Here is a 17,220-nt window from a genome sequence, read left to right as displayed (position 1 = left end):
GTAAGAACAATGCAAAAAAGACAACTTACCTTATTAGTAGCATTTATAGTAGGATTTGTTACAATTTCAACGGCCCAACATAAAACTTATGCCATTAAAAATGGTTTTGGAATTTATGGAGGTATCACACAATATGACATTTTAACCGATAATTTTGAAACCCAAAAGGAAGATGGTTGGATGGTAGGAGCTTCTGCTACTGTTGACCTACCACATAAGTGGTACAATATGAGTTACACCATTCAATTGGCTGAAAATAACGTTGGTATTGCGGCTACGCCATTACAATTTGGGATGGATGAGGAATACCTAAAATATAAAGTGTTTACAGCTCAAATTGCCTTGTTGATGCATGTTAAAATTGTTCAGAGTTTTTTGACTTTGGATTTAGGTCCTATGATTCAATATAACAGCGACATGGAAATGAAGGATGACAGTAAAGAAGGTTTTTTTATTAAGAATTATGAGAATCTTTTGGCGGAAGATATTACCGATATCAACAATTTTAATGTAGATGGAGCAGTTGGACTTTCAGCAGGCTTTAGCCATTTCCGAATTAAAGCACAATACATCTATGGATTCACAAACATGTTGAACAGATTAAACAAAGACAGTTTGGATCTTACTGGAAATGATGGTAAAGTAAAAGGAAATCAATCCATGCTTGCCTTTACGGCGATGATTACATTTTAAAAGTTAGAAACTAGAAAATAAAAAAGCGGACTTAGAAGGTCCGCTTTTTCTTTTATAGGGTGTTCAGTAAATTGTCAATTCTTCTGATGCTTTCGTTTTTTCCTATCATATACATGATATCAAAAACATCGGGACCTTGCAATGATCCTACTAGCGAAAGTCTTAAAGGCATCATCACCTTTCCAAATCCAATTTCTTTGGACGTGATCCATCCTTTAATTGTATTTTGAATCACTTCTTGTGAATAATCTTCAATGGAATCAATTACCGTAATGAGTTCTTTCATCAACTCGGGTGTATCCACTTTCCAAGCCTTTTTTACCGATTTCTCATCTAATTCTTCTGGAGTTTGAAAAAAGAAATGTCCTAGGTTCCAAAAATCATAAACAAAAGTTGCTCGTTCTTTGATCAGGCCAATAACCATAGAAATATAGTTGATATCTATGTCGTTAAGCTCCTCAGGATAGACCATTTTAAATTGTTCGGCCAAGTCATCATTGTGTTGTTCTTGCATGTAATGATGGTTGAACCATTTGGTTTTATCTGGGTCAAAGCGCGCACCTGCTTTATGAACTTTTTCCAGATCGAAGGCTTCGATAAGTTCTTCTAAACTGAAAATTTCCTGTTCGGTTCCTGGGTTCCAACCTAAAAAAGCCAAGAAATTAACTACAGCTTCAGGAAAATAACCATCTTCTCTATAACCTCTAGAAATATCTCCTGTTTGCTCATCTTTCCATGCTAAAGGGAATACAGGAAACCCTAATTTATCTCCGTCACGTTTGCTTAACTTACCTTTTCCAGTAGGTTTCAAAATCAACGGCAAATGAGCAAATTCTGGTGCTTCCCAGCCAAAAGCGTCATAAAGCATTACGTGTAAAGCTAATGATGGCAACCATTCTTCACCACGTATCACATGGGTGATTTCCATAAGATGGTCATCCACAATGTTCGCCAGGTGGTAAGTAGGCATGCCATCTGCTTTAAACAGAACCTTGTCATCAAGTGTATTGGTATCAATTTTTATATCACCTCTAATGATATCCTTTAAATGAAGAGTTTCATCTTGGGGCGATTTAAAACGAATCACATAATCTTCTCCTGCATTCAGTTTTTCTTGAACTTCTTCAGCAGAAACAGACAATGAATTTTTAAGTTTAAGTCGGTTGTGCCAATTGTAAATAAAGGTTTTCCCTTTTTCTTCATGGTCTTTTCTATGAGCATCCAACTCTTCTGCTGTATCAAAAGCATAATAAGCTTTTCCTTCAGCAATCAACTGGTCTGCATAGGCTTTGTAAAGATGTTTACGTTCACTTTGACGGTAGGGTCCAAATTTTTCATTGGTACCAGGTCCTTCTTCAAATGGAATTCCACACCATTTTAAAGATTCTACAATGTAGTTTTCAGCTCCTTCAACATAGCGGTTTTGGTCTGTGTCTTCGATACGAAGTACAAAAGTACCACCGTGTTTCTTGGCAAATAAATAATTGAATAGGGCAGTACGTACACCTCCAATATGTAAAGGTCCTGTAGGACTAGGAGCGAATCTAACGCGAACGTTTTTACTCATCTTTTGTAATTTTGTGCAAAGATACAATTAACACATTATTATCAAGGGTTTGAAAAATAAAATTGTAGATTAGTAAGTTAATACAGAAAGTAAGGAAATTGAGCCATTTTACTACCATTCAGAACAAATTAGAGCAGTTTATTAAGCGTTATTATACCAATGAATTGCTTAAGGGTGCTATTTTGTTTTTTTCCATTGGCTTGCTTTATTTCCTGTTCACTCTTTTTATAGAATATGTATTATGGCTAAATACCACAGCTAGAACCATCTTGTTCTGGGTATTTATATTGGTAGAAATGGCACTTTTTGTGAAGTTCATTGTCATTCCCTTGATGCGTCTTTTTAAGCTTCAAAAGGGTATTGATTATAAAGAGGCGGCTACAATCATTGGAAATCATTTTCCTGAGGTCAATGATAAATTGCTTAATGTTCTACAATTGAGAAGTGACGCTCAGCAATCTGAATTGTTATTAGCGAGCATCGAACAAAAATCAACCGAATTATCGCCGGTACCCTTTAAGTTGGCAATCAATTTTAATAAAAATACCAGGTATTTAAAGTATGCCGCTATTCCTATCGCTATCATTTTAATATCTGTTATTACTGGAAAGATTAATTGGTTTAGTGATAGCTATACGAGGGTGGTTAACTTTAAAACGGCTTATGAGCCACCAGCACCGTTTCAATTTTTTGTGGTCAATGAAGATTTGCAAGCTATAGAAAATAAGGATTTTAAACTTCAGGTAAAGACGGCAGGTGACGTATTCCCCGAGAATGCCAAAATTAATTTTAATGGGGAATCCTATTTTTTAAACCATAACGGACTAGGGGATTTTGAATTTGTCTTTAAACAACCCAAGAAGGATGTTCAGTTTCATTTTACATCGGGAGCTGTTACTTCCAAACCTTATGAACTCACGGTTACAAGTGTTCCTAGTATTTTGGATTTTGAAATGGTTTTGGATTATCCGTCCTATACCAAAAGAACCGATGAGATTTTAAAAAGTACTGGTAATGCCAATGTGCCTCAAGGGACTCAAATTACATGGAAGTTAAAAACAAAAACAACCGATGCGGTTTCTATTTATGGAGCCGATACTTTAAGTTTAGAGCGAATTGGATCTGGCTATTTTGAAGGAACAAAGCAGGTGTTTGACAAATTTCCGTATGATATCAGTACGAGTAATGCTTCGCTCAAAGACTATGAGCATTTATCCTTTAATATCAATGTGATAAAGGATGAATTTCCAGAATTGAAGCTGCAAATGGCTATAGATTCTATGGACCAAAAAACCTTATATTTTAAAGGTCAAGCTAGTGATGATTATGGCCTTAGTAAGTTGCAATTAGTTTATTATCCAGTTAGCAATGAGTCTGATAAACAGGTGGTTGCCATTCCAATAGAGTCTACTAACATTACAGATTTTATCAGTGTGTTTCCTAATCAATTAGAATTGGAGGAGGGCGTGAGTTATGAACTTTATTTTCAAGTATTTGATAATGATGCTATTAATCATTTTAAAGGAACTAAAAGCCAGGTTTATACCTATAGAAAATCAACAAAATTAGAAGAAGAGGCTGAACAGCTCAATCAACAGAATGAAACCATTCAAGATCTTGATAAATCCTTAGAAAAGTTTGATGAACGTCAGAAGGAATTAGAAGAGTTGTCACGTACACAAAAGGAGAAAGCGGAACTCAATTTTAATGAAAAAAGACAATTGGAGAATTTCTTGAAGCGTCAGAAGCAACAGGAGGAAATGATGCAGAACTATAATGAGAAGCTCACTGATAATTTGGAGAAATTTCAACAAGATCAAGAATCAGATGATTTTAAGGAGGATTTAAAGGAACGGTTAAAGGATAATGAAAAGCAATTAAAGGAAGACGAAAAATTGCTAGAGGAGCTTCAAAAATTGCAAGACAAAATTAATAAAGAAGAGTTATCTGAAAAGTTAGAGCAATTAGCCAAACAAAACAAGAATCAAAAACGAAGTTTAGAGCAATTGTTGGAATTGACCAAACGCTATTACATTAATAAGAAGATGGAAAAGCTTCAAGGGGAGTTGAATGAATTGGCAGATGAACAATTGGAACAAAGCAATAAAGACGAAGAGGAAAACAAGAAATCGGACCAAGATAGTCTGAATAAAAAGTTCGAAGATTTTCAAAAGGAAATGGATGCTTTGGAAAAGGAAAACGAAAAGCTTATTGAGCCAATGAAGCTGCCTAATAATGAAAAGATGGAAGATGATATTAAGAAGGATCAGGAAGAGGCTTCAGATGAATTGGAAAAACAAGAAGAAAATTCAAACCAAGGAAAGAAACAGGAATCCCAACAGAATAACCAAAACGCATCAAAAAAGCAAAAGCAGGCTGGTCAAAAAATGAAACAGATGAGCCAGCAAATGCAACAGTCTATGATGATGATGGGCGGCGGTGGTGAACAAATGCAAGAGGATATTGAAATGCTACGAAAGATTTTGGACAATCTGATACTGTTTTCTTTCGATCAAGAAAATTTGATGGATCTGTTTAAGGATATCCAACCAAACCACAATAAGTATGCTGATTATTTGAAAAGGCAGTACGCTTTAAAAGAACATTTTTCTCACATTGATGATAGTTTGTTCGCTCTGTCTTTAAGACAACCTAAAATCTCTGAATTTGTCAATCAGCAAATTTATGATGTCTTTTTTAATATTGATAAATCCATGGATCATTTTTCTGATAACCGTATTTATCAAGGGGTTAGTAACCAACAGTATACCATTACTTCTGCTAACAATTTGGCGGATTTTTTAAGTAATCTTCTTAACAACATGCAAATGCAAATGAATGCCCAAGGTCAGGGGCAGGGTAGTGGTAAGGGCCAACAAGGTCAAAAGCCAGAAGAGGGTTTGCCAGATATTATCATGAGTCAGGAAGAATTGAATAAACAAGCACAAGAAGGTCTTCAAAAAGGACAAGGACAGAAAGGTAAGGAAGCTGGTGAGCAAAAGGGTCAAGGCGAAAGGGGTGAGGGTCAAAATGGTCAAAGTGGCGGCGAAAATGGAAATGGTCAAAACGGAGACCAAAAACAAAGCAATAATGGAATGGATTCTGAATCGGAAAACGAATTGTTATTTCAGATATATCAGCAACAAAGTCAGATTAGACAGGAACTTGAGAATCGATTAAGAGAAGCTGGGATTAATCCTAACGGCAATAGTTTACTGAAGCAAATGGAAAATGTTGAAATGGATTTGCTAAATAAAGGACTTACAGAACAAACAGTAGAGCAAATGAAGCGTTTTGAACATCAATTGTTGAAGATGGAGAATGCTTCCTTCAAACAAGGAAAGGAAAATAAGCGCGAATCTGAAACTAATGATAAGCAGTATCAAAATACCAGTCAGGATAAAATCCCTACGGCTAAGGAGTATTTCAATACGGATGAGATTTTAAACAGACAGGCATTACCATTACAGCCAGTGTATAATAAAAAAGTAAAAGAATATTTTAAACAAACTAATGATTAGTTACAATTACGAGACAGATTTTAAAGTTGATAACGAAGAACAGATTTCTCAATGGATTCAGAGTGTTATCGAAAGTGAGGGTTTAGTTATGGGTGATATCAATTACATTTTTTGTGATGACGATTATCTTCATAAAATAAACGTGGAATTTCTGGATCATGATACCTTGACGGACATCATTAGCTTTGATTATAAAGTCGGAAAAATATTACATGGAGATATATTTATCTCGGTTGAAAGAGTGGCTGATAATGCCTCTGATTTTGACGTAAGTTTTGATCAAGAACTTTCCCGGGTTATGATTCATGGTATTTTACATTACTGTGGTTATAAAGACAAAACTGAAAGTGATAAAGCCTTGATGAGACAAAAGGAGAATGACTGTTTAGAGAAGCTTGCACAGTTTTCATAATTCGCCTTATATTTGCACGCTTAATCAAAAATGAAACATAATTGTTTCACGTGGAACACTAATATGAGTTTATTTCGAGATACATATGATGTTATTGTAGTCGGTGCTGGTCATGCTGGCAGTGAAGCTGCTGCTGCTGCTGCTAATATGGGTAGTAAAACCCTGCTAATTACAATGAATCTTCAAAATATTGCACAAATGTCGTGCAACCCAGCTATGGGTGGTATTGCTAAAGGTCAAATTGTTCGGGAGATTGATGCCTTAGGTGGTTACAGTGGGATCGTGAGTGATACTTCTGCTATTCAATTTAAGATGCTAAACAAATCTAAAGGACCAGCAATGTGGAGTCCAAGGGTGCAAAGTGATCGAATGCGTTTTGCTGAGGACTGGAGAATGCTTTTGGAGCAAACGCCAAATTTGGATTTTTACCAAGAGATGGTGTCTGGAATTTTATTGGAAGGAAATCGGGTTGTTGGAGTAAAAACTTCTTTAGGTATTGAAATAAAATCTAAAACTGTGGTGTTAACCAACGGCACCTTTTTGAATGGTTTAATTCATATTGGGGAAAAGAATTTTGGGGGAGGAAGAGCTGGTGAAAAAGCTGCCACTGGAATTACCGAACAATTGGTACAATTGGGATTTGATTCTGGTAGAATGAAGACGGGAACACCACCTAGGGTTGATGGAAGATCTTTAGATTATTCTAAAATGATTGATCAGCCAGGTGATGACAATCCTGAGAAGTTTTCATATCTGGATATCACCAAACCTTTGACACGTCAGAGGTCTTGTCATATGACTTATACAAGCCCAGAAGTTCATGATTTATTACGTGAAGGTTTTGATAGATCTCCAATGTTTAATGGTCGCATTAAAAGTTTAGGTCCTAGATATTGTCCTTCAATTGAAGATAAAATCAATCGTTTTGCTGACAAGGATAGACACCAGCTTTTTGTGGAACCAGAAGGTTGGAATACGGTCGAGGTTTATGTGAATGGATTTTCTACATCACTACCAGAGGACGTCCAATTTAAAGCTTTAAGTTCGGTGCCAGGGTTTGAGAATGTCAAATTTTTTAGACCAGGATACGCAATAGAATATGATTATTTTCCACCTACACAATTGCAACATACCTTAGAAACTAAATTGGTTTCTGGTTTGTATTTTGCCGGACAGATTAACGGAACTACGGGTTATGAAGAGGCAGCTTCTCAAGGTTTGATGGCGGGTATTAATGCCAGTTTAAAGGTTCAGGAAAAGGATCCTTTTATGTTAAATAGGAGTGAGGCTTATATTGGGGTTTTAATAGATGATTTGATAACAAAAGGTACAGAAGAACCTTATCGTATGTTTACTTCTAGGGCTGAATATCGAACTTTATTAAGGCAAGACAATGCTGATTTTAGATTAACACCTAAGGGTTATGAGATTGGATTGGCAAGTGAAAAACGTCTTAGGAGAATGGAGGAGAAGAAGGAAATGTCATCCGCTTTCGTTCAATTTTTTAAAGATACTAGCGTCAAGCCAGAAGACATTAATCCCGTTTTAGAGGCTAAGGATTCTGCTCCAATGAAGCAATCTGATAAAATGTTTAAGATATTCGCTAGACCTAATATCACGATAGATGATATGCGTCAAATTAGTGATGTTTCTCAGTACATCGAAGAGCATAATTTGGATTCAGAGGTTATAGAGCAAACCGAAATTCAAGTGAAATATTCTGGTTATATCGAAAAGGAAAAAAACAATGCCGACAAATTAACGAGGCTTGAAAATATCAAAATTCCAAAGAACTTTGATTATTCTCAGTTGAAATCTATGAGTTTTGAAGCAAGGGAAAAGTTGAACAAAATTCAACCAGTAACGATCTCTCAGGCTTCAAGAATTAGCGGTGTTTCTCCTGCAGATATTTCGGTTTTATTGGTTTATATGGGTCGCTAATTTTTGAATCGTTCCACGTGGAACACCAAGAAGAAAATTTACATTATTGCAAATCTTTATGAAATCCAAATATCTTTTTATGCATTTTTAAGATGCTTCAAATGCCCAATTTTTCATGAAATCCAATCCCCAATCGCCATTAAAAGTTAAAGACCATTCGGTTTCCCAAGAAGAATTTACTTTGGAATATGACGCTCATTATGATATGCTGGTGACCAAACCACAACCAAAGATTGAAGAATTAGGGAGGTATTATGAAAGTGAAGATTACATTTCACATACCGACTCAAAGCGCAATCTTTTTGAAAAAGTATATCATTTGGTTCGTGAATATTCTTTGAAGAAAAAAGTAGCATTAATAAATGAACATCACAATTCCGACAAGAAACTTTTAGACATTGGATGTGGTACTGGCGATTTTTTGAATACTGCTAAAAAATATCAATGGGATGTTTATGGTGTAGAGCCAAACCAACAAGCTCGAAGCATTGCTCAAAATAAAATTGGGAAGGAACTATTTGAAACTTTAGAGAAAGTTCAAGAAAAGGAAGCCGGTTTTGATGTCATTACCCTTTGGCATGTTTTAGAACATTTGCCAAATCTAGATTTGCAATGGAAGCAATTTAACTTGTTGTTGAAAGATGAAGGGACATTAATTATTGCGGTTCCCAATTTTAAAAGTTTTGATGCAAAACATTACAAACAGTTTTGGGCCGCTTATGATGTTCCTAGACATCTTTGGCACTTTTCTAAAACTAGTATAGCTCAATGGGCGAAAGAAAACCATATGCAGGTGACAGAAATTCATCCAATGAAATTTGATTCCTATTATGTGAGCTTGCTTTCGGAAAAATATGTCACAGGATCATCAAATCCTATTAAGGCATTTTGGACTGGATTTAAGTCAAATAGGAAGGCTAGAAGCTCAAAGGAATATTCTTCGCTGATTTATGTGCTAAAAAAGACCAATTATCCAAAATAAGAGCCTCTGAGAGGGTTTTTAGGGTTCAGATGTCTATTAGTGCATCAAAATGCAGAATCGGGCTTATTTTGCTTTTATACGATTCAATTTTGATTGATATCTCTTATTGCTTCTTTTGCTTGTATAAATTATTATTATATAACTAGTGATTTTAATTTTTATACAATTATGGCCACTTTTATACATTTGTGTTTTACTAATAAAATCGTTTATGAAAAAAATTGGTTTGGTAGTCGTTTCTGCCATTTTGTTATCTTCTTGCAATCAATCCCAAAAAATAGGATTTGTAGATAACAGTAAATTAATTAATGAGTATCAAGAAAAAATAGATCTTGAAGCTCAATTTGAAAAAGAAAAGAAGGCTTTTCAAAAAAAGAACGACAGTTTGAATGTCGCTTATCAGGCCGAAGCTGAGGATGTACAACTTAAATATGGCAATGCACCGCAAGCTACTCAAGATGAGAAATATCAGATTTTTGGTCAAAAATGGCAAAGAATCCAGCAACAGATCCAAATGGACCAAGCGGCTATACAAAGAAATTATACCAGTCAAATAGATTCGCTAATCAATAATATTGATGAGAAAGTAGAAGCCTATGGAGAGAAAAATGGCTATACGTTTATCTTAGGAAAGAATGAAGGAGGTAGCGTGTTGTTTGGCAAAGCAGAAACAGATATCACCGATGCCGTTTTAAAGGAACTGAATGAGTCCTATAAAAAGTAATACAAAAGCCAGTTTGAATACTGGCTTTTTTAATTTGACACAATTTTTTGAATAGGAAATTACCGACAGAAAATAACTCAAGAAATTTGAGAGGGATTACTTTGTCTTGTATGTTTAAAAAATAGCACCCACACTAAGACCGATACCATTTATTTTAATTGTATTGGGTGATTTATCTAACCATTCTTTTGTTAGGCTTACATTTTTGTGGGAATAAAAAACGTCAGTTACAAGAAATAAAGAATCACGGACATTAAATTTATAGCCTAAACCGAAATTGAAAATCATGCCCTTTTTAAAAGTGGGAGATTCACCTCCACCTAAATTTATTGATGGACCTATATTCCCATAAATATATGGAGAATTTTCGTCATCGGTACCATACAATCTTAGGTCAAGGAAAACCGGAAGTGTATTGAATGTAGGGTTTTGATAGCCATCAAAACCAAACCCTAATCCCAAAGAAAAGTAAGGCGTCAAAAAATAGCCAGTAATGGTTTCAATGCTATATGAAAATGCCCTATTAGTACTTGGGTTCGACTCTATGGTTCCTAAGCCTTCAATGTTTTGGATTTGAATGATTTTAATTGGCTTGATGATGCTTGATCGTGTTATGTTATAAAATCCTTTATTTTTAAAGGAATCATTTGATGTCTGCAGCTCTTGTGAGTAAAATTTGGCGCTTAGAAGAAGGAATTGAAGAACAAGCAATATTTTTGGCATGGGGCGATATTTTTTTGGCCTCTAATGTTTCAATTTCCTTAAAAAGAGGCAATTTGAAATCAATATACTAAATTATTTAAATACTCATAAACTATATAGTGTACTTTGCGTTAGTTTTGAAACCATAAACAATCAATCAAAAATCGAAAAATTTTAATGAAACACTTTTTATTGATCTGCCTGTTATTTTCGGAGTCTTTAATTCACGCTCAGGAAACTTATAGTATCAGCGGTACAATCAAAGACCAAAGCAATGGTGAAACCCTTATGGGGGCCACTGTTTATTTAGAAGGGACCAATTTTGGAACCACAACAAATGAATACGGATTTTTTTCACTTCAAGCACCTGAGGGAAATTATACTTTAATCATCTCTTTTATTGGTTATAACTCTGTAAAACAAGACGTTAACTTAAATAAAAAGTTAAATTTTAATTTGGAATTAGAGGAGTCTTCCATGGCTCTGGATGAGGTCATTATCAATGCGGAGCAATCAGAGAGTATTAGTTTAAGAGACCCTCAAATGAGCGTTTCCAAATTGAATGCTAAGACTATTAAACAGATTCCTGTAGTCTTGGGTGAGGCAGATGTAGTTAAATCCATTCAATTGCTTCCAGGAGTAACGAATAATGGCGAAGGTTCTTCTGGATTTCATGTACGTGGCGGAGCAGCTGATCAAAATTTGGTTTTGCTTGATGAAGCAATTATCTATAATACGTCCCATTTATTTGGCTTTATATCTGTTTTCAATGCCGATGCGATTAAGGATATCAGGCTATACAAGGGAGATATTCCTGCTAAATACGGGGGGAGAATATCTTCTGTTTTGGATGTGAGGCAAAAGGATGGAAACAGTAAGGAATTTGATCTTAATGGAGGTATTGGTTTGATTTCCAGTAGATTATCTGCGGAATCACCCTTATTTAACCAAAAGGGATCCTTCTTGGTTGCTGGTCGGGCTTCTTACGCTCAATTATTTATGCCATTGATTGAAGATGTTCAAGACGATAAAATTTCTTTCTATGATTTAAACCTAAAGACCAATTATGAGCTCAATCAAAACAACCGCTTATATCTATCGGGATATTTTGGTCGTGATGGGTTTACCCTTTCAGATTTAATCGAAAACAACTATGGGAATATTTCAGGAAATTTGAGGTGGAACCATGTTTTTAATGACAAATTGTTTTCCAACTTGTCACTTATTTACAGCAAATATGATTATCGCATTATCTTGGATTTTATTGAATTGGATTGGTTAGCAGATATCCAAAACTATAATTTAAAATATGATTTTGGTTATTATGTCAATAACCGATTGAAGTTGGATTTTGGTATTAGCGGTATCAGCTATAAGTTGAATCCGGGTGAGGTGAGTCCAACCTCCGAAACATCATCCATCAACTATTTAAAATTGGATGATAAAAGAGCTTTTGAGGGTGCTTTTTATGTAGGAGCAGAACATGAACTTTCTGAAAAACTGAATCTAAACTATGGTTTTAGATACAGTTATTTCTCCAGATTGGGAGGCCAACCCATATCACAGTATGTAAACGATGCTCCGGTAGTTTATAACAGCCAAATAGGTATTTATGAAAGAGGAGAAGTAGCCAGTGAAACTTATTACAAAAAAGGGGAAAGCATCAAAAGTTTTGGGAATTTCGAGCCTAGAATCGGGTTGTCATACCAAATGAATGACCAAACAGCATTAAAAGCAAGTTACACCAAATCGACGCAATATTTACATCTCTTGTCCAATACCTCTTCGGTAACACCTTTGGATGTGTGGACGCCCAGTGGCCCTTATGTTGAGCCACAAATATCACATCAGTATGCCTTGGGTTATTATAAGAAATTGATGGATAATGCCTTTAGTCTGGAACTGGAAACCTATTACAAACAAATAGACAACCGTATTGACTATATCGATGGTTCTGATTTAATAGGAAACAACAACATAGAAACAGAAATATTAAATGGAGAGGCTCGTGCCTATGGGTTGGAAGTCTTGTTCAGAAAGAATAAAGGCAACCTTACCGGTTGGTTGTCCTATACTTTATCCAAATCTGAGCAACGTACTTTGGGCGGAAACGCTGGTGGTCCTGGAATAAACAATGGGGATTGGTACAACACGCCTTATGACCGAACTCATGATATTTCGGTTACTGGCATGTACAAACTGAATGATAAATGGACTTTTAGTTCCAATTTTATTTTCCAAACAGGACGACCAGTTACGTATCCTAACGGACAATATGAGTACGAAGGTCTATCTATTGCAAGCTATTCCAATCGAAATGAAGACCGCTTGCCTGCTTACCACCGCCTGGATCTTTCGGCGACGTTAACTCCAAGGAAAAATGCTGGGAGAAAATGGAAATCGGAATGGGTTTTTGGAATTTACAATGTCTATAACAGGAGGAATGCCGCATCGATTAGTTTTAGTCAGAACCGACAAACTGGTATGAATGAAGCGACCCGGATTTCCATTTTCGGAGCTATTCCATCGGTTTCCTATAATTTTAAATTTTAGTATGATGAAAAAGATTCTATATATTTTATTAAGCGGTTTTATAACATTAGTATCCTGTGAAGACGTCATTGATGTGGATGTACCAACAGCGGCAACCCGATTGGTCATTGAAGCCTCATTGGATTGGGAAAAAGGTACTGCCGGTAATGAGCAGAGCATCGAATTAAGACTTTCAACACCCTATTTTGATACCACCAGTAACTCAGATGTTACAGGTGCTTCTGTAACCGTTGAAAACCTTGATTCTGGTGAGACTTTTATTTTTGATGATATGAATGATGGCTCCTATACCACATCCAGTTTTGTTCCAGTTATTGGTGACACTTACGAACTTTCCGTGGTATACCAAGGAGAAACTTACACGGCCACAGAAGTGATGACTCCAGTAGTGGAAATAAGTAACATTACTCAAAGTGTGGAAGGTGGGTTTGATGACGAACTTCTAGAAGTTAATATCTATTTTAATGACCCAGCAGATGAGGAGAATTATTATTTGATCAAGTACCAGAGGGAAGGCGATCAATTTGCTGAATTGGGAGATCGATCAGATGAATTTTTTAATGGAAATGAAATTCATGATTTTTATGAAAAGCAGGATGACCCAGATAATGGGGAATATCCTTTGGTGCCGGGTGATATGGTTGCCATAGACCTCTATGGTATTTCTGAAGCTTATTACAATTACATCCGTATTTTAATCGAGCAAAGCAGTTCGCAGGGTGATCCTTTTAGTTCTTTGGCTGCTCAGGTAAAAGGGAATTGCATCAATGAAACCCAACCGGCTAATTATGCCTTTGGATATTTTAGGGTGACAGAAGTGGATAAGAGAAGTTATACGTTTGAGTAGGGTTGTCATTGTTTAGTTTATAATTGTTGTGAAAGATTTTTATCAAATTAGAGCGGCTATAGATTCATGTATAATAGGAAGAAGTGAAGCTCCTATTTCAGTTCAGATTAAAGACAGGTGGATTTATGACTTAAGTAGAAAGTACTCATTAAACATCCAAAAGTATTTTGATGATAAGCAAGATTTGGTTGCTTTATTGCCTGATAAAGTAACTGGGAAAATTTTTCAAAAAAACAAGAAACCAATAGACTTCATGAAAGTTATTCCTTTTGTTGTAGGATTGGAATATATAGTCAGCGAAAAAGTTAAAACGATATTGGATGTTTTGAAAATAGAAGGTAATCAATATCAATTTAAAAAAATGAACATATCTGGGACTGAGGATATTTATTATTTTTTAATGATCCCTATTGAAAAGGATTCTTCTTCGATTAATTATTCTAGATCAATTTTTTATGATAAGATTCTGGAAACAAATATTGTGTTTGAGTCTTTTGAAAATTATAAAAGGGAATCCATAGGACGAAATTTACTTGTTAAACAAATAGTGTTGAATGAACGATTTGAAAATCATGATATCATTAATTTACAATGTGCAGGTCCATTCTTCAGTTCAAGAATAATGAATGCATTTATCCAAAATAAGGTGTTAGGTTATAGAGTGATTGAAAAAGGTGAATTGTTTACCAAAATAGTTATTGCATGACAAATATCAGCTTCTATTAACTTAGGATTGGTCATTTTTGTGGTTTGTCTAAATTTTAAAGATTAAAAGATGACCAATCCTAAACCCATCCATAGCTTTCATATTCCTGTAATGGGATTATCCTATACCATAGACAGCCCCATAAGAGTGGCTCATTACGGCATTTCCTCGGTAATCTCTATCATTGATGATGAGTTGATGGAGCGTATGAACGCTTTTTATAGTGAAAAGATCCAGTTGCCTTATCAAGAAATCACAAAAAAAGCCCAAGATTACCGCGCTCAACGTGTGACGTCTTACCTCAATTTGGTAGATACCATCGTAAAGGACAAATTCGCCAAATTCAAAGCAGAATTGATTGATAGCAAATCGGCCTTAGAACAGTTTATGGCTACCTTACCAAATTCTTCCAGTATCAAGGAAGGACTTACCCATTTACTAGAAGAAGGAGCTGCTTTTAAAGAGCATATCAAGCATTATTTAGAAGCGCATTTAAAACCGGGCGATATTGATGTGAATATCATGACTAAGGTTGATAAGGATAATTTTAATAAAGGAGAACAACTCCCTGTTGCCTTTAATGATGCACATGCATCCCTTCGAGGGTTTGCCCAAAGTAGATTGCATTCTTCTGTGGTACTTTCTGCAGGGATGAATCCCAGATTATACAGTTATTTTGAAAACTTTGACGATTTCTTTCCCAACGAACAAGGGGCTTTAAATAAGAAAATTATTCTGAAGGTGAGCGATTACCGGTCGGCAACCATTCAAGGGAAATATTTGGCTAAAAAGGGCCTTTGGGTTTCAGAATATCGCATTGAATCGGGCTTGAATTGTGGCGGACATGCTTTTGCCACTGATGGCTATTTATTAGGGCCCATTTTGGAAGAATTCAAAACAAAAAGAGACGAACTGATTCAGGAAACCCATGCTGTTTTGGTAGCTGCATTGAGTCAAAAGGATAAATCGGTTCCTCAGCAACCATTGGAACTCAAAATTACAGTACAAGGAGGTGTTGGAACTGCCGAAGAACACCAATTTTTACTGGATCATTATCAAGTGGATTCCGTAGGTTGGGGATCTCCATTTTTATTGGTGCCCGAAGCTACTTCGGTAGATAAGGAGACTAGAAATTTGTTGGCTGAGGCGCAAGAAGAGGATTTATATTTAAGCGGGATTTCACCCCTAGGTGTTCCCTTTAATACCATCAAGGGTACAACCAACGAGTTTTACAAGCAACAGCGTATTGATGCTGATAAGGCTGGAAGTTCCTGTCCCAAAAAATATTTGGCACTCAGTAAAGAGTTGGATCCCGAGGGTACATGTACGGCATCTAAAAAATATCAAGATGTGAAATTGGAAGAGTTGGAAGCTAAAAGAGGTGAGTTGACTTATGAAGCTTATGAAAGCGCAAAGGCTAAAATAACCGAAAAAGCTTGTTTGTGTGTTGGTTTGGCCAATGCGTCTTATTTGGAAAACAACCTACCCATTAAAGGGCAAGCTCAAGGCGTGGTGATATGTCCGGGACCCAATATGGCCTATTTTGATAAGGAGGTGAAGCTATCTGAGATGATGCAACATATTTATGGCTATAAGTCGGTGTTGTCACATAAAAACCGTCCCCATATGTTTGTTAAAGAACTCAAGATGTATGTGGATTATCTTAAAAACGAACTTGCAGATATGTCATTAGAGGTAACGACCAAGCAAATCAAAAAATGGACGACTTTTAAGACACATTTGTTTGATGGGATTGCGTATTACCAACAGTTGTTTGTTTCATCGGCTTATGGTAAGTCAGTTATCAAAGAATTGGAGAATTGTAAAGAAGAATTAAACGCTGTTGAAATTCCAGAGCTAGTGATGGCTTAGGAAAGTAGATTCTTGTCAATAGATACTAATGGGTTATTGTTTTCTCTTATTGGGTTATCTCCATTCTCAAAATTCTAAATACAGACAACACATGTTTTTGTGTAAGTTTGTGTCAGCTTAAACTAGGAGAAATCTGATAAATGAGTTTCAATAGAGAGAAATGGCAAAGGATGAAAGATTTACGTGTAGTTATATTTATAATTTTACTAATTCTTTTTAATTGTAATAATCATCTTGATAAGGAAAAGATTCAAGATTTTGGTGTTTCAGATCAGCAGTTCTCCTTTGAATTTTACAATGCGAAGCAAGAAAGAGTTAAAGAGTTGTTCAAAGACAGTCTTTATGTTGTGGCGATTAAGTATCATTGTGTTTTTGATTCTATATCGACAGATGTTGAAAGCATAAACCTTCCAATTAGAACTTTATTCTTTCATAAAATAAAGCAACCTCTTTCAGAACAAGATTTAGTGGATAAATCGGTTAATTACATCAGAAGTAATTTTGAATTAGATAGTATATATGCAAGAAATAACAAAGGTTTTATTTTTGAAACCGTATTTAATAAAAGAGGGGTTAATTACATCAATGGAATAATTGAGGATAAAGTTTATTTAAAAACAGAAGAATCTTTGAAATCAGATGAAATCAGACTTATTTCTAAAGAAAATTTAATTTCAAAAACAGTAATTGTTAGGTGACT

The 17,220-nt window shown here is 35.5% G+C and carries 13 protein-coding genes; 11 read left to right on the top strand and 2 right to left on the bottom strand.

Annotated elements, in window-relative coordinates; all coding sequences use genetic code 11:
• The first annotated feature begins 9 nt into the window (after positions 1–9).
• Positions 10–693: a hypothetical protein gene (locus tag GZ212_RS01960; RefSeq protein ID WP_053970791.1), complete on the top strand. Its 684-nt coding sequence runs from the start codon at positions 10–12 to the stop codon at positions 691–693.
• Positions 694–745: 52 nt separating this feature from the next.
• On the opposite strand, the gene gltX is transcribed toward GZ212_RS01960, so the two are convergent.
• On the bottom strand, positions 746–2,260 hold the full coding sequence (gene gltX, locus GZ212_RS01955) for a glutamate--tRNA ligase (protein ID WP_166956823.1): 1,515 nt from the start codon (positions 2,258–2,260) through the stop codon (positions 746–748).
• Positions 2,261–2,358: 98 nt separating this feature from the next.
• Between gltX and GZ212_RS01950 the strand changes: the two genes are divergently transcribed.
• From GZ212_RS01950 to GZ212_RS01930, 5 genes are all read left to right on the top strand, one after another.
• Entirely contained in the window at positions 2,359–5,781 is a 3,423-nt protein-coding gene (locus GZ212_RS01950) for a DUF4175 family protein (protein ID WP_166956821.1), read from the top strand.
• A complete protein-coding gene (gene ybeY, locus GZ212_RS01945) occupies positions 5,774–6,193 on the top strand; it encodes an rRNA maturation RNase YbeY (RefSeq protein WP_166956819.1) in 420 nt (139 codons plus the stop codon). Before GZ212_RS01950 ends, ybeY begins: the two co-directional genes overlap by 8 nt.
• Positions 6,194–6,223: 30 nt before the next feature.
• Positions 6,224–8,134: a tRNA uridine-5-carboxymethylaminomethyl(34) synthesis enzyme MnmG gene (mnmG, locus tag GZ212_RS01940; RefSeq protein WP_305056662.1), complete on the top strand. Its 1,911-nt coding sequence runs from the start codon at positions 6,224–6,226 to the stop codon at positions 8,132–8,134.
• Positions 8,135–8,249: 115 nt separating this feature from the next.
• Entirely contained in the window at positions 8,250–9,116 is an 867-nt protein-coding gene (locus GZ212_RS01935) for a class I SAM-dependent methyltransferase (RefSeq protein WP_166956817.1), read from the top strand.
• Positions 9,117–9,327: 211 nt separating this feature from the next.
• Positions 9,328–9,840, top strand: a complete 513-nt coding sequence (locus tag GZ212_RS01930; protein WP_166956815.1) for an OmpH family outer membrane protein — start codon at positions 9,328–9,330, stop codon at positions 9,838–9,840.
• Between the two features lie 114 nt (positions 9,841–9,954).
• Here GZ212_RS01930 and GZ212_RS01925 read toward each other — a convergent pair whose 3' ends face one another.
• Complete coding sequence (locus GZ212_RS01925) at positions 9,955–10,563, bottom strand: porin family protein (protein WP_166956813.1); 609 nt, start codon at positions 10,561–10,563, stop codon at positions 9,955–9,957.
• A 156-nt stretch (positions 10,564–10,719) separates the two neighbouring features.
• On the opposite strand from GZ212_RS01925, the gene GZ212_RS01920 reads away from it, so the two are divergent.
• The 5 genes from GZ212_RS01920 to GZ212_RS01900 all read left to right on the top strand — a co-directional run bounded on the left by GZ212_RS01920 (position 10,720) and on the right by GZ212_RS01900 (position 17,218).
• Positions 10,720–13,095, top strand: coding sequence for a TonB-dependent receptor (locus tag GZ212_RS01920; RefSeq protein ID WP_166956811.1), 2,376 nt, complete (start codon positions 10,720–10,722; stop codon positions 13,093–13,095).
• A gap of 1 nt (position 13,096) precedes the next feature.
• Positions 13,097–13,942 (top strand): DUF4249 domain-containing protein, encoded by an 846-nt coding sequence (locus GZ212_RS01915; RefSeq protein WP_240923706.1) that lies wholly within the window; start codon positions 13,097–13,099, stop codon positions 13,940–13,942.
• A 28-nt stretch (positions 13,943–13,970) separates the two neighbouring features.
• Entirely contained in the window at positions 13,971–14,648 is a 678-nt protein-coding gene (locus GZ212_RS01910) for a hypothetical protein (protein WP_166956809.1), read from the top strand.
• A 69-nt stretch (positions 14,649–14,717) separates the two neighbouring features.
• Positions 14,718–16,520 (top strand): hypothetical protein, encoded by a 1,803-nt coding sequence (locus GZ212_RS01905; RefSeq protein WP_166956807.1) that lies wholly within the window; start codon positions 14,718–14,720, stop codon positions 16,518–16,520.
• Positions 16,521–16,660: 140 nt separating this feature from the next.
• A complete protein-coding gene (locus GZ212_RS01900; RefSeq protein WP_206080362.1) occupies positions 16,661–17,218 on the top strand; it encodes a hypothetical protein in 558 nt (185 codons plus the stop codon).
• Positions 17,219–17,220 lie beyond the last annotated feature (2 nt).

The organism is Mangrovimonas sp. CR14 (assembly GCF_011764015.1).
Taxonomy (GTDB): Bacteria; Bacteroidota; Bacteroidia; order Flavobacteriales; family Flavobacteriaceae; genus Mangrovimonas; species Mangrovimonas futianensis.
Note: the sequence above shows the minus strand (reverse complement) of the source record. Positions and strands in the feature narration are given on the sequence as shown.